Source organism: Methylolobus aquaticus, assembly GCF_054172105.1.
This window is the reverse complement of record NZ_JBSYXP010000010.1, coordinates 133,480-146,660: the sequence shown is the minus strand read 5'-3', so window position 1 is coordinate 146,660 and position 13,181 is coordinate 133,480. Positions and strand designations below refer to the sequence as shown.

Here is a 13,181-nt window from a genome sequence, read left to right as displayed (position 1 = left end):
ACGCCACAGCCGCGTCAGATCAGGGTCTCCAGCGGTCGGTAACGATCGCTCATCCCGAGTGATTCGGCGGCGGCGCGGCAGGTCACGTATCCGCCACAGGCATTGACCGCCTTGGCGAAGCCAGCGTCGTCCCGGAACGCGCAGGTGCCTTCCCCAGCCAGACGCAACACGTAGGGCAAGGTTGCATGCGTCAAGGCCAGCGTGGACGTCCTTGGGTACGCCCCCGGCATGTTCGTGACGCAATAGTGGATGACCCCGTGCCGGACATAGACGGGGTCCGAATGCGACGTGGGCCGCGAGGTTTCTATACAACCGCCCTGGTCGATGCTGACGTCGACGATGACGGAACCGCGCGGCATCGACCTGACCATACTTTCGCTGACCACGGAGTCTGCCCGGGCCCCCTTGTGAAGAATCGCCCCGATCAGAAGATCAGCCGTGCGGACCATGGCGGCAAGCAGCGTTGGGTCGTATATCCGGTAATGCAGACGGTCGCCCAGTTCCTTGGTCAGTTCCGTGCCGCGGAGCGGATCGAGGCCCACGACCGTGATTTCTGCTCCCAGGCCGATCGCCGTGCGGGCCGCGTGAGAACCGACAACCCCGTCGCCCACGATCAAGACTTCGCCGTAGGAGCGCCCCATGACGTTGCCCAGTTGCGTGCCACGCCCGCCATTGAAGCGGGCCAGGTAATAGGCTCCCATCTGCGACGCCATGTTGCCGGCAATGGCGCTCATCGGCGCCAGCAGGGGCAGGCGACCGGCCGCATCTTCCAATGTCTCATAGGCTGCGGCCGTGGTGCCCGCACGCAGCAGGGCCTCAGTCAATGCCGGGTCCACGCCGGCCAAGTGAAAGAACGTGAATACGGTCTGCGTTCCGAGGAAGCGGTACTCGCTTGCGAGCGGTTCCTTGACCTTCAGTACCAAAGGGGTGGCCCAGGCCTCGTCGGCAGTCCCGAGTTCGGCACCGGCCGCCACATAAGCCGCGTCGTCGAAACCGGACCCCGCGCCGGCCGAGTGCTCGATCAAGACGGAATGACCGGCAGCGACCAGGGCTGCGGCTCCGTCCGGAGTCAGCGCGACGCGATATTCCTGGTCCTTGACCTCCTTGGGTACTCCGATCTTCATGACAGGGGCCCCTCCGGACTTACACTCGACAGGAAACAGATCCGCGGGACAGCGAGGGCGGTCACGCGGACCGCTCCACGCACCCCGCGTTCAGCTGGATCTCACGTGAACACGTAGCCTCGAATGTCGGCTTCGGGCTTTTGCACCAGATTCTTGTCGATCGTCTTTACGACCATACGCGCCGTCGGAGCGCTGAGTTCGTGACGCAACATACCCAGAAACTCCGGCGCCGCGATGAGGACGAGCGCCTCGAATTCGCCGCGGGCACGCCCCTGTTCGATGCGCTCCGCCAACCTTTTGGCGAACACCAAGGCCTCGTGATGCTTCGCATCCGATTGCTTCTCGAAGCCGTGGCGCCCTTCCACGACACCGTCGAACCCCCTTCCGGGCTTGTCCGAAACGATTTCCTGGTCTTTAGCTCGACTATCAGTGTGGGCGAAGTCCTCAAGTTCGATCAGTGGACTGACCCGGTTTTCCGAAACAAACACTCTCGCGCGGCTGCTCTCGGCGGCAACAACCCATGTCTTTTCCATCGTAGTCTCCGTACGCTCTTGCTTGTCGTTTCGACCGGTATTATGCCTCAACGCGCCCGACGTGGACTCCGTGCAGTCGCTCCCTGCCGGCGCCTTCCTCTAGCACCGTCACGCCAAACCCACGGAATCCAACGCAACGAGAGGCCCGCCGCCGGCCGCGGCTGCAAGGACCATCAGTGACGCTTCCTGACGGCCTGCGCTGCGGCCTTGGAACGTGTCGCCGGGGCCTCGGTAGGCGGCTCGGCAGCCGCTGCGGCCGGCTCCGGCGCGCTGCCCGGATCCGGTATACCGCGGTCACGGTTCCATTCGTCCACCTTCCCGAGGGCCTCGCCGATTTCTCCGGGCGTCATCTGAGGAGCGATCTCTCCACGCACGCGGAGCGCGTCCTGATCACCGAATTCGAAGGCCAGCGTCAACCAAAAAAAGGCCTGCACCAGATCCTTGGTCACGCCATCGCCCTGAGCGTACAGATTGCCGAGCACCGACTGCGCTGCGCTGACACCGTGATCGGCTGCCAGGCGAAACCATTTCGCCGCTGCCTCGCTGTCCTGGACGGTGCCCAGTCCATAGTAGTGCAGCATGCCGAGCTTGCCTTGGGCGATCGGATGGTTCTGGTTAGCGGCCTTCTGATACCAGTCGAAGGCCGTGGCATAGTCCTGTTTGACCCCCCAGCCGCGCATGAACAAGTTGCCGAGATTCACCTGTGCATCCGCCTCGCCCTGCTCGGCCAACGGACGAAACTCAGCGAAGGCGGCCTCGTAGTCCTTGCGCCGAACCGCGTCCAGTCCCGCATCGAGGTCCGCCGCAAGGGTGGTCATGGCCACGCCGCAACACAGCGAGAGATACAGCGCCGCGCGCCACTGCATCGTCATATCGTCTCCACCACCTGCAGCACCAGCTTACCGACATGCTGGCCTGCTTCCATGACACGATGCGCCTCGACCGCCTGCGCGAGCGGCAGAACACGATCGACCACCGGCCGCACGCTGCCGGAAACCAGCCAGGGCCACACAGTGCCGGCCAGCGACACGGCGATACGCGCCTTTTCGGCAACCGGGCGCGGCCGCAACGTGGACCCGGTGACGGAAAGCCGTTTCACCATGAGCTTGAACAGGTCCAGCTCGGCTTTCGCGCCATGCTGGACGGCGATCTGGACCAAGCGCCCGCCTTCGGCCAGACACGCGAGATTCCTCGGCAGATAGTCGCCCCCGACCATGTCTAACAGGACATCGACACCCCGCCCACCCGTTAGCGCATCGACCCGCGCGACGAAATCCTCTTCGCGGTAATTGATGGCCTGTGCGCCGAGTGCGACGCAGGCGCGGCACTTCTCGGGGCTTCCGGCCGTTGCGTACACCACAGCGCCGGCAGCCCGGGCCAACTGAATTGCCGCGACGCCGATGCCGCTGGTGCCGCCATGCACCAGGAAGTGCTCCCCGCGTTGCAGGCCTCCCCGGTCGAAGACGTTGTTCCACGCCGTGAACAAGGCCTCAGGTAGCGAAGCCGCCTCTGTTACGGTGACGCCATCGGGTATGGGCAGACACAGCGCGGAGGCAGCGGTGCAATACTCGGCGTAACCGCCGCCCGTGACCAGCGCGCAGACCCGTTCGCCGATGGACCAACCGCCCGCCTCCGGGCCGAGCGCAGCAACCTCACCGGCGACTTCCAGTCCCGGTATGTCGGATGCCCCGGGCGGCGGTGGATACAATCCGCGCCGCTGCAGGATGTCGGGACGGTTGACACCCGCCGCCTGCACACGGATCAGGACCTCACCGGAGCGGGGCACCGGCAGCGGACGTTCCGCAGGCCGCAGCACCTCGGCACCGCCCGGCTCGGTGATCTCGATGACCCGCATGGTCGTTACCGTCATAGGGCGTGTGCTCCGTTCAGGAGGGCAGACCTGTCAACCACAACCGCAGACGCAGGCCCCATTCCGTTGCGTAGCCGCTCACGGCATGGCGAATCGCGCCATGCGTGTCCACGATGAAGACCGCCGGAACGCCCTTTAGCCCGTAGCGCGCGGCGATGGCACCATCCGGGTCGGCATGAACCGGCACCGTGAAGGACTGCTTGCGGATGTAATCGCGCAGCTCCTGGTCGGTTCCCGACTGCAGCGCCACGCTGACGACCGGGTAATCGCGTGCGATCGCCTGGATGTTCCCTTGCATCGCGCGGCAGATGGGGCACCAACTCGCCCAGAAATAAAGCACAGCCGGCCGGCCCGCCCGGTACGGATCGCCCCACTCGAATGCGGTCCCGTCGAGGGAGCGGCTGGTCAGCGGGGGCGCCTGCCCCTCGATCAAGGTTCTATCTTTCCAGCCCTGCGCCGCGAAGAAAACAACGATCAGCAAGGGCCAGAACCACCAGCCCGACTTGCGGCCGGGCGTCATCGAACCACGCCAAAGCGGTGCAGCAGTCGTCCGCCTTCGGCCTTGAGCCACTGGCGGGCCTTTAGCCAGTCGCGGAAATGTTCGTTAACCATGGCCCAGAAGTCCGAGGAATGATTGCGGTGTCGGATATGGCAAAGTTCGTGGACTACGACGTACTCCAGCACCGCGGGCGGCACCGCGATGAGCAGCCAGTTCAGATTGATGTCGTTCAATGCACCACAACTACCCCAGCGCGTCCGCATCCGTTTGATGCGCAGTTGGCGCGGACGAACACCCATGCGCTCAGCGTGTGCCCGCAGCAATGCTTCGGCGCGCTGAGCGAGCCATCCCCGTGCCCAGGAAAATGTGAGCACTTCGATCTGGGCCGCCCGAATGGGGAAGGGCAAACCGGTGAGCCGGAGCGCCTCGCCGTCATAACTCACACAGGCCCGACTTGACGCCGCGTCCTGTCGCAAGAAGGGTGTTGCCACCGCCTGCAGCGGAAAACTGAGTTCCCCGGGTGCGCTCGCCTCCTGCCAGAAGGACTGCGCCGTCACGTGGGCTATGGCCTCCCGGTACTTTCGGAGCAGCCAGTCATGATGCTGTCGGATGAACTCCCGCGCGACGCGCTCCGGGCAGCGGGCCGGCAGCACGCACTCTACTCCGCCCGCCCGCACGATCAGGCGCAGACGCTTGGCACGGGAGCTCCGGCGCACATGCAGCGGGAAGGCCAACCCGGCGAGCAGGGGCTCGCTAGCCATTCGCCCCCCGGCCCACAGTCCCCGCAGAGCGGGCAACGGTCACACGGTTCATGACTCGGCCCCCTCGTCGATCGCGAGGATTTCCAGTTCCTCATCCCCGGCCGGCCGCTTCCACACGACGCTGTCGCCCAACTCCGCGTGCAACAGTGCCGTCGCCAGCGGGGACACCCAGCTGATGCGTCCGCGTTGCACATCCGCCTCGTCCTCACCGACGATAGTGAAGCGCTGCTCCCGACCACCCGCATCGCAAACGGTCACGGTATCGCCAAACCGTACGCGACCATCCGATACCGTCCGTGGACCGACCAGCACCGCGCGTTGCAGGCGCTCCTCAAAAAAGCGCAGATCCCTTTCGACGACGCCCAGATCCTGCCGGCTCTGGAGGCTCTCCTGTCTGGACAGTTCCGCACGTCGTTCGGTCAACTCTGCCACGCGGGCCTGGAGATGCCGCAGCCCAGCCGCCGTCACATAATTGGTGTGTGGACTCTGTGGACGGTCGGGCAACTGCTCCGCCCGATCGCTATCATCCTCTTCCTTGACGAAGGCTCGGCTCATCGCATGTCCTCTATCGAAGATTTCCCGCTGCTTGGACCGCCGCCCCCGCTCAACAATTCCGCAGCGAGCCGCGCCAGGTTGGCCGACCCGCCGCCGGCACCGAGTATGCCCGCAACCTCGGACAGCGCGGCGCGCATCGAGGCGGCATAGTTTGCGTCGTTGAGGATATGTTCGATCTCCGCGACGATGTTCTCGGGATTCGCGTCATGCTGGATGAACTCCCGCACGACCGAATGCCCGGCAAGAATGTTGGGCAGACCGATGAACGGAATCTTCACGAGCAACCGCCCCAGCCAGTAGGTCAGCGGCGAGAGCCGGTAGATGATGACCATGGGCAGTTTCAGCAGGGCCAGTTCCAGCGTCGCCGTGCCTGAGGAGGTCACGACGGCGTCACAGCATTGCAGCAAGTCGTAGTCCAGGCCGGGGACCCGGTGCAGCGGCAGGCCGTGCTGGGCGAGGGCCGATTCGATCAGCGAGGACTCCACCGAAGGGGCCTCGGCCAACACGAAACGGACGCCGGGGACGCGCTCGGCGAGCCGCCGCGCGCTTTCCAGCATCACCGGCAGCAGCCGCCGGATTTCATTCGCCCGGCTGCCGGGAAGCAGGCCGACGATCGGTCCACCCTTCCCAAACCCGAAACGCGTCAACGCCCAGGCCCGCGTCATGCGGGGCGCCACCTTGCCGGCCAGCGGATGACCGACGTAGGTCACCGGCACACCGGCGGCCTGGTAATGGGGCACTTCGAAAGGGAAGATCACGGCCATATGGCTGACGGCCTGACCATAGGTCTTGACGCGCCCGGGGCGCCAGGCCCAGAACTGCGGGCCGACGTAAAACAGGACCCGGACCCCGCAGGCTTTCGCGGCGCGCGCCAGATGAAAGTTAAATTCCTTGTAATCGACGCAGATCAGCAGATCCGGCCGCCGCTCGCAGACCAGGGTCTGCATCTTCTTCAGTACCCGACGAATGTGCCGATAATGACGGATCACTTCGACGACGCCGATGACGGCCATACCAGCCGAATCCTGCACGATCTCGACTCCGGCGTCCCGCATCGCCGGGCCGCCCATGCCGATGCCGCGGACGTCGGGAATCAAGCGGTGCAATTCACGAAAGGAGTCGGCCGCGTGCCGGTCGCCCGAGGCCTCGCCGGCGACCAGCATGACCAGAGGTCGCTTACGGCCGCTGTCACCCGGCGTATCGCCGGCGTGGAGCGGGCCTTCGACAGCGTGCATCACGGCCCCAGGCTCGAGCGGAGCCTCCCGTCGGTCTCCGCCATCCTCATCAGCGACCGCAGGCGTCGGTGATCACGGACACGACCTTGAGGATGTCGGACTCGCCGAGTTCGGGATAGATCGGCAGCGACAGGCAACGGCGGGCGATGTCGTCAGCCACCGGCAGTTGCACCCCGGCGCAGTCCGCCGCGAAGGCCTGTTGCCGGTGCAGCGGTACGGGGTAATACACCGCGCATGCGATCCCGGCCGCCTGCAGAGCTTGCATGATCGCGTCGCGCCGATCGCTGAGCAGCGTGTACTGGTGGTAGACGTGGCGGCCGATCCCGTCCTCGAACGGCGTGTCGAGCGGCAGATCGGAAAGCAGTTCCGAGTAGCGGTGGGCCACGCGACGGCGGTTGCAGTTGTACTCCTCGATGCGCCGGAGCTTCACTCGCAGTATTGCCGCCTGCAGTTCGTCCAGGCGGCTGTTGTAGCCGATCTCCTGATGGTAGTAACGGACCTGCGAGCCATGGTTGCGCAGCACGCGCACATGCTCCGCCAGTGCGTCGGAGTTCGTCGCCACCAGTCCGCCATCGCCGTAACAACCCAGATTCTTGCTGGGGAAGAAGCTGAAACCGGCGCTGAGGCCGATCGATCCGGTCTGTCGCCCATCGACCGTCGCGCCGAAGGACTGCGCGCAGTCCTCGATCATCTTCAGACCGCGCCGCTCGCATATCGCACCGATCGCCGGCAGGTCAGCCGGCTGGCCGAACAGGTGCACCGGCATCACGGCCGTCGTGCGCTCGGTCAACGCCGCTTCGACCGCGGAAGGCTGCAGATTGAAGCTGCGCGGGTCGATGTCGACGAAAACCGGAGTCGCCCCGACGTAACGGATCGCCTCAGCCGTGGCAATGAAGGTGAAGGGAGAGGTTATGACCTCGTCGCCCGGCCCGATGCCGGCGGCCCGCAACGCGAGATGCAGCGCGTCCGTTCCCGACGCCACGCCGATCGCATGTTTGACGCCCAGATAGTCCGCCGCCTCGTGTTCGAAGGCCTGGACGTTAGGGCCGAGGATAAAGGCGCAACTGTCCAGCGCCTCCTGCAGAGCGCGGTCGATCTCCTCCTTCAGGTTGGCGTACTGGGCTTTCAGGTCGACCATCGGAATCATGAATCGGGACACTCCTTCAGGTAATTCAGGCTTGGAGTAGACGAGTGATCTCGGTGGCGGTTGCCAGTGCGCGCCGCCCGGCTCGCCCGGACACCAACGGCTCGCTGCGCGTCTTCACGCAGTCGACGAAATGCTCGATCTCGGTTCGCAGCGCATCCCCGTTCTCGAAAACCGATTCCTCGCTGAGGATTTCCGGAATGCCGGGAAACATTTCGCCCTCCCCCTTCCGATGGCAGGTGAGCACGCGGTTCTGGAAATCGACCGAGTAGTAGGCGCTGGGCATGAACAAGCGCATCTTGCGCTCGACCTTCAGACTGACGCGGCTGGCGGTCACATTCGCGACGCAGCCATTCCTGAACACGAGCCGGGCGTTGGCAATGTCCACGTCACCTGTTAGCACCGGCACGCCTTTGGCATCGATCCGTTCGAGTTCCGCATCGACGACGTCCAGGATGATGTCGATGTCGTGGATCATCAAGTCCAGCACCACGCTGACATCATTCGCGCGCGGCTTGAACGGCGCGAGCCGATGGGATTCGATGAACAGCGGCTTGTCGTCGCGCAGGTTCAGGCCGAGGATCGCCGCATTGAAGCGTTCGAGATGGCCGACCATCAGCACCCGGCTCCGGCGCTCGGCCAGGTCGATCAGTTCGTCCGCCTCTGCCACGGTCACGGTGATCGGCTTTTCGACCAGCACGTCGGCTCCGGCGTCGAGGAAATCGCGCGCTACCGCATGGTGGACACTCGTCGGGACGACGACGCTTACCGCGTCGACCTGTCCTAGCAATTGCCGGTGCTCCGTGAAAGCCCGTACGCCGAGTTGGGCCGCGAGCCGGGCCGCCGCATCGGGATCAGTGTCGCATACGCCGACGAGACGACAGCCCGGCAACGCGGCATATTTTTCGGCATGAAACCGGCCGAGATAACCCACGCCGATGACGGCGCACCTGACTTCATCCATTACGCGGCTCCCGTCCGTCTCACCCTTTACTCGGTCCCGGCGTCGCGCAACTCAAAGAACGCAAGCGTACCGCGTTTCGAGCCGCTGCCCAGCCAATCCTTCAAATACAGGATCTCTTCCGTATCGGGCAGTTCGCTCAAATCGGTGCGCGCCCGCAGCAGGCGATAGGCCCGGGAGATGGCCCGCAGCCGTTCGCCGTCGATGCCGGCTCGCCTGAGACCGATCAGGTTCAGACGGTAGTGCTTGCCCGGACGGCCACCGACCATCGTGTAGGGAATCACATCCTTGTTGATGCCCGCCAGACCCTGCAGCATCGCGAAACTGCCGACGCGGCAGAACTGGTGCACCATCACGCCCCCGCCGAAGAACACGCGGTCACCGACACGGGTATGGCCACCCAGCGTCGCCCCGCTGGCCAGGATATTGTGGTCACCCATTTCGCCATCATGGCCCAGATGAGTGTTGTTCATCAGGTAGTTGCCCGAGCCGATCCGCGTGGAGCCCAGTGGCGCCGTGGCGCGACTGATCGTGACCCCTTCGCGAAAGACGTTGTTCTCGCCGATATCCACGTAAGTGATCTGGTCCGGATCGAAGCCGAGATCCTGCGGCAGCCCGCCCAGCACCGCGTGCGGATGCACCGTGTTGGCCGCTCCCATACGCACGTGCGAGTGAATGACGGCATGTGCCCCGATCTGGCAGCGGTCACCGATCTCTGCCCCGGCTTCGATGACGGCAAATGGGCCGATGCTCACATCTTGACCCAGTCTGGCTTCGGGATGAACGATCGCCGTGGGATGAATCATGACTCTCCTACGAAGTTGGCGTCCGACCGTCAGCCCCTCGGGTGACAGCGGCTATGCAGTTCCTTGAGACGTTCCTGCGCGACGTGCGTGTAAATCTGGGTACTGGAAAGATCGCTATGCCCGAGCAGCATTTGCACGACGCGCAGATCGGCTCCGTGGTTGATCAGATGCGTGGCGAAGGCGTGACGAAGTGTGTGCGGCGACAGGTCAGTCGTTATACCGGCCAGTAGAGCATACCGTTTGATCAGATGCCAGAAGGCCTGACGCGTCATCGGCATGGCCCGGGCCGTCACGAACAGTGCAGCACTGACCCGACCGCCGAGCAAGTCCCTCCGTGCCCCGGCCAGAAACCCGTCGACCCATTCCTGCGCGACTTCCCCGTAGGGAATGAGGCGTTCCTTGCTGCCCTTGCCGGTAACCCGCACGACGCCCTGCCGGGTATTCACCTGGTCGACGCGCAGTGCGATCAGCTCGCTGACCCGCAGGCCAGTCGCGTACAGTACTTCCAGCATCGTCCGGTCTCGGAAACCGAGCGTCTGCTCGACATCGGGAGCGGCCAGCAGGCGCTCTACATCGGCCTCGCTCAGTGTCTTGGGCAAGGGCCGACCAACGAAAGGGGCCTGCAGCGATGCGGCAGGATCGCCATCCATCCATTGCTGGTCCTGCGCACAGGCGTAGAACTTTTTCAACGTCGAAACCAGACGTGCGCTGGAGCGCTGGCTGACCCGGGCGCGGTGCTTGTGGGCGAGATACGCCTCCAGGTCCGCGGTGCTCACCCCGAGCAGGGTCCGCTCCGACTGCCGCAGCCAGTTCGCGAAGAGCCTAAGGTCACTGCCGTAGGACTTGCGAGTGTTCTCGCTCAAGCCCTCCTCTATCCACAGAACGTCCTGGAAACGCGCGATGATCCGCTCGTCATCAGCCATGCTGTCTGGCTTCGATCGAGAGGGAGCCCGCCTCGTGGCGGAGCAGCCAACGTTTCACGGCGAGCCATGGACCGTCTGTGGCACCGCAGTAGCCCCCCAGGCCGTTTTCGCTGACGACCCGATGACACGGGATCACGATCGGGAAGTCATTGGCCCGACAGGCGCCGGCCACGGCGCGGGCGCTGCTGCCCAACCGGGCAGCCAACTGGCCGTAGCTGAGGGTGGTGCCGGGCGTGATTGCGCGCAACTGATCCCAGACGCGCCGCTGAAACGGGGTGCCGATGCAGCGAACGGGGACTGCGTTGACGGCCGTAAATCCGCCCTCGAAATAGGACTCAAGCTGTGCCAGCGCCTCGGCAATCAGCGGCTCACCGGAATCGGATACCTCGGTGCTGGATTCCAGCGACAACTCGATGCCGGTGATGGCATCCGGCTGTTCGGCGTAGACGAACACCGTACCGAAGGGAACCGGCAGCACACCACGCGGTGAGCCGGCAGGCTGTGATCTCGCGCGGAAGGCAGATGGGGAACCCATGCGTCCGCTCCGCGCATCGCCCCCGCAGCGGACTTAGATCTTTTCCTTGATGCGCGCCGCCTTCCCGGTCAGACCGCGCAGGTAGTACAGCTTGGCTCGGCGCACATCGCCGCGACGCTTGACCTGGATTTCCTCGACCTGCGGGCTGAAAGCCTGAAAGACGCGCTCCACGCCTTCGCCATGAGACGTCTTGCGCACCGTAAACGAGGAATGATAGCCCCGGTTCCGCCGCGCAATAACGATCCCTTCGAAAGCCTGCAACCGCTCACGGTTGCCTTCCTTGACCTTGACCTGGACGACTACCGTATCGCCCGGGCTGAAATGGGGCAAGGTGCGCCCACCCAACCACGACGCTTCCAGATCCTGAATGACGTTCATTGACATCGCTGTGTTCCTCTCTCTCGATTCTCGAATTCCTGCATAAACTCTTCGAGCAATTGCCGCTGGTCCCCGTCCAGATGCTCCGCGACCAACAGGTCCGGGCGTCGGAGCCAGGTGCGCCCCAGGGCCTGCTTCATTCGCCAGCGCTCGATTGCTGCGTGGTCGCCGCTGCACAGGACCGCGGGCACCGTCAGACCATCGATCTCGGGCGGTCGCGTGTAATGCGGGTGATCCAGCAACCCGGTCGTATGCGACTCGTACACGGTCGATTCCTCGTGCCCCAGCACCCCAGGCAACAAGCGCGTAACCGCATCGAACACAATGAGTGCCGGCAACTCACCGCCGCTCAGCACGTAATCGCCGATCGACCATTCCTCGTCAATCTCCAGGGCGATGACGCGTTCATCTATCCCCTCGTACCGGCTCGCCACCAGCACCATTCTCTCGCACTCGGCGAAGCGGCGAACCGCGTGCTGATTCAGCAAGCGACCCTGCGGGCTCAGGTGTATCACCCGCGCCGCCTCGGGCGCGTCCCCGCGCGCGGCTCGGATCGCCCTGCACAGGGGCTCGACCTTCATCACCATGCCCGGTCCGCCGCCGTAGGGCCGGTCATCGACGGTGCGGTGCCGGTCCGTCGTGAAGTCCCGCGGGTTCCAGAGCCGGCAACTCACGATACCCCGTTCGATCGCCCGCCCGGTTACTCCGTGGCGCAGCGCTTCGCCCACCAACTCCGGAAACAGGGTCACTATGTCGAAGCGCATGGGCGGCCAGCGCTAGAAATCTTCGTCCCAATCAACCTCGATCAGTCCGCCATCCAGGTCGACCGAACGAACGGTGTCGGGCTGCACGAAGGGGATCAGCCGCTCCCGTTCTCCGGATACCACGAGCACATCGTTGGCACCGGTTTCGAGCACTTCATTGACCGTACCGAGTACGCAACCATCGAGGTTGCGCACGGTCAACCCCAACAGGTCGACCTGATAGTATTCGCCGGCAGCCGGCGGCGGAAAGCACGCTCGATCGACGGTGACCTGGCAGCCCTTCAATAACTGCGCCTCTTCCGGCGTCTCGATGCCCTGCACGGCCGCCACGACGAACCCGTGTCCCTGCGGCTTGCCCTGCAACACTTCGCAGGCGCGCGTCACGCCCTTGCCTTCAAGCCACCACGGCTGGTAGCGCAAGATGTTCTGCGGGGGATCGGTGAAGGAGCGGACTTTGACCCACCCCCTGACGCCATAACTGCCCGCCACGGCACCGATGACGACACGTGACTTCACGCGTCCGGTCGTTGCAGACGACGCCGGCGGAGTCGTCAGACGACGGCGGTCGGCTGCGCAGCGACTTCCTTGAGCAGGGACACGACACGCTCGGAGGCCTTTGCACCCGTACCCAGCCAATAATCCGCGCGCGCTCCGTCGATCTTCAAACGGACTTCGCCGCCACGGGCGATCGGGTTGAAGAAACCGATGCGCTCGATGTACTTGCCGTCGCGGCGCGAACGGCTGTCGGCGACGACGACATGATAGAACGGACGCTTCTTGGCGCCACCGCGGGACAAACGAATCGTGACCATCAACTCCTCCAGGGAGGTGTATTGCAACAAAGCCGAATATTGTAACTCAGGCCGAAGGCTTGAAGGAAGCGTCAACCACTCCGAAAGCGACGCCGCAGCTGCCAGCACTGGAGCAGCCTCTCCAGCTGCCGGGTGCACGGACGTAAAAAAGCCCGCGTGACGCGGGCTTTCGATTCTATTTATTCTTCTGTACCCGGCTATGGCCTGTGCCTGGACGCAAGCACCGGTGACGCATTGTAGTTATTTTTCACACAACGCCCCAAGGGCGCTCCTCCTCTTTG

Annotated in this window: 17 protein-coding genes; all 17 read right to left on the bottom strand. The window is 64.4% G+C overall.

The window, feature by feature from the left end:
* Positions 1 to 14: 14 nt before the first annotated feature.
* Positions 15 to 1,124 (bottom strand): alanine dehydrogenase, encoded by a 1,110-nt coding sequence (gene ald, locus ACW73L_RS14660; protein ID WP_498923034.1) that lies wholly within the window; start codon positions 1,122 to 1,124, stop codon positions 15 to 17.
* A gap of 101 nt (positions 1,125 to 1,225) precedes the next feature.
* Positions 1,226 to 1,657, bottom strand: a complete 432-nt coding sequence (locus ACW73L_RS14655; protein ID WP_498923033.1) for a host attachment protein — start codon at positions 1,655 to 1,657, stop codon at positions 1,226 to 1,228.
* A gap of 173 nt (positions 1,658 to 1,830) precedes the next feature.
* Positions 1,831 to 2,529 carry a tetratricopeptide repeat protein gene (locus ACW73L_RS14650; RefSeq protein ID WP_498923030.1) on the bottom strand — a complete coding sequence of 233 codons (699 nt, stop codon included), beginning with the start codon at positions 2,527 to 2,529 and terminating at the stop codon, positions 1,831 to 1,833.
* Positions 2,526 to 3,527, bottom strand: coding sequence for an NAD(P)H-quinone oxidoreductase (locus ACW73L_RS14645; RefSeq protein WP_498923029.1), 1,002 nt, complete (start codon positions 3,525 to 3,527; stop codon positions 2,526 to 2,528). The genes ACW73L_RS14650 and ACW73L_RS14645 overlap by 4 nt, the downstream gene beginning before the upstream one ends.
* A 16-nt stretch (positions 3,528 to 3,543) precedes the next feature.
* Positions 3,544 to 4,047 (bottom strand): protein disulfide oxidoreductase, encoded by a 504-nt coding sequence (locus ACW73L_RS14640; protein WP_498923027.1) that lies wholly within the window; start codon positions 4,045 to 4,047, stop codon positions 3,544 to 3,546.
* Positions 4,044 to 4,787, bottom strand: a complete 744-nt coding sequence (locus ACW73L_RS14635) for a M48 family metallopeptidase (RefSeq protein WP_498923025.1) — start codon at positions 4,785 to 4,787, stop codon at positions 4,044 to 4,046. Before ACW73L_RS14635 ends, ACW73L_RS14640 begins: the two co-directional genes overlap by 4 nt.
* A 48-nt stretch (positions 4,788 to 4,835) precedes the next feature.
* Positions 4,836 to 5,342, bottom strand: coding sequence for a GreA/GreB family elongation factor (locus ACW73L_RS14630; protein WP_129884143.1), 507 nt, complete (start codon positions 5,340 to 5,342; stop codon positions 4,836 to 4,838).
* Positions 5,339 to 6,577, bottom strand: a complete 1,239-nt coding sequence (lpxB, locus tag ACW73L_RS14625; protein ID WP_498923024.1) for a lipid-A-disaccharide synthase — start codon at positions 6,575 to 6,577, stop codon at positions 5,339 to 5,341. The genes ACW73L_RS14630 and lpxB overlap by 4 nt, the downstream gene beginning before the upstream one ends.
* Before the next feature lie 49 nt (positions 6,578 to 6,626).
* Positions 6,627 to 7,724, bottom strand: a complete 1,098-nt coding sequence (locus ACW73L_RS14620; RefSeq protein WP_498923023.1) for a DegT/DnrJ/EryC1/StrS family aminotransferase — start codon at positions 7,722 to 7,724, stop codon at positions 6,627 to 6,629.
* 25 nt (positions 7,725 to 7,749) lie between these two features.
* Positions 7,750 to 8,685, bottom strand: coding sequence for a Gfo/Idh/MocA family oxidoreductase (locus tag ACW73L_RS14615; protein WP_498923021.1), 936 nt, complete (start codon positions 8,683 to 8,685; stop codon positions 7,750 to 7,752).
* A gap of 26 nt (positions 8,686 to 8,711) precedes the next feature.
* Positions 8,712 to 9,488 (bottom strand): acyl-ACP--UDP-N-acetylglucosamine O-acyltransferase, encoded by a 777-nt coding sequence (gene lpxA / locus ACW73L_RS14610; RefSeq protein WP_498923020.1) that lies wholly within the window; start codon positions 9,486 to 9,488, stop codon positions 8,712 to 8,714.
* Positions 9,489 to 9,517: 29 nt separating this feature from the next.
* Positions 9,518 to 10,411 carry a site-specific tyrosine recombinase XerD gene (xerD, locus tag ACW73L_RS14605; RefSeq protein ID WP_129884147.1) on the bottom strand — a complete coding sequence of 298 codons (894 nt, stop codon included), beginning with the start codon at positions 10,409 to 10,411 and terminating at the stop codon, positions 9,518 to 9,520.
* The gene (locus tag ACW73L_RS14600; protein ID WP_498923018.1) at positions 10,404 to 10,946 is read right to left on the bottom strand and encodes a methylated-DNA--[protein]-cysteine S-methyltransferase; all 543 of its coding nucleotides are present in this window, start codon (positions 10,944 to 10,946) and stop codon (positions 10,404 to 10,406) included. The genes xerD and ACW73L_RS14600 overlap by 8 nt, the downstream gene beginning before the upstream one ends.
* Before the next feature lie 33 nt (positions 10,947 to 10,979).
* Positions 10,980 to 11,324, bottom strand: coding sequence for a 50S ribosomal protein L19 (rplS, locus tag ACW73L_RS14595; protein WP_129884149.1), 345 nt, complete (start codon positions 11,322 to 11,324; stop codon positions 10,980 to 10,982).
* Positions 11,321 to 12,088, bottom strand: a complete 768-nt coding sequence (gene trmD / locus ACW73L_RS14590; RefSeq protein ID WP_498923016.1) for a tRNA (guanosine(37)-N1)-methyltransferase TrmD — start codon at positions 12,086 to 12,088, stop codon at positions 11,321 to 11,323. The genes rplS and trmD overlap by 4 nt, the downstream gene beginning before the upstream one ends.
* A gap of 12 nt (positions 12,089 to 12,100) precedes the next feature.
* Positions 12,101 to 12,604, bottom strand: a complete 504-nt coding sequence (gene rimM / locus ACW73L_RS14585; protein WP_498923015.1) for a ribosome maturation factor RimM — start codon at positions 12,602 to 12,604, stop codon at positions 12,101 to 12,103.
* Positions 12,605 to 12,639: 35 nt separating this feature from the next.
* The gene (gene rpsP, locus ACW73L_RS14580; RefSeq protein WP_129884151.1) at positions 12,640 to 12,900 is read right to left on the bottom strand and encodes a 30S ribosomal protein S16; all 261 of its coding nucleotides are present in this window, start codon (positions 12,898 to 12,900) and stop codon (positions 12,640 to 12,642) included.
* Positions 12,901 to 13,181 lie beyond the last annotated feature (281 nt).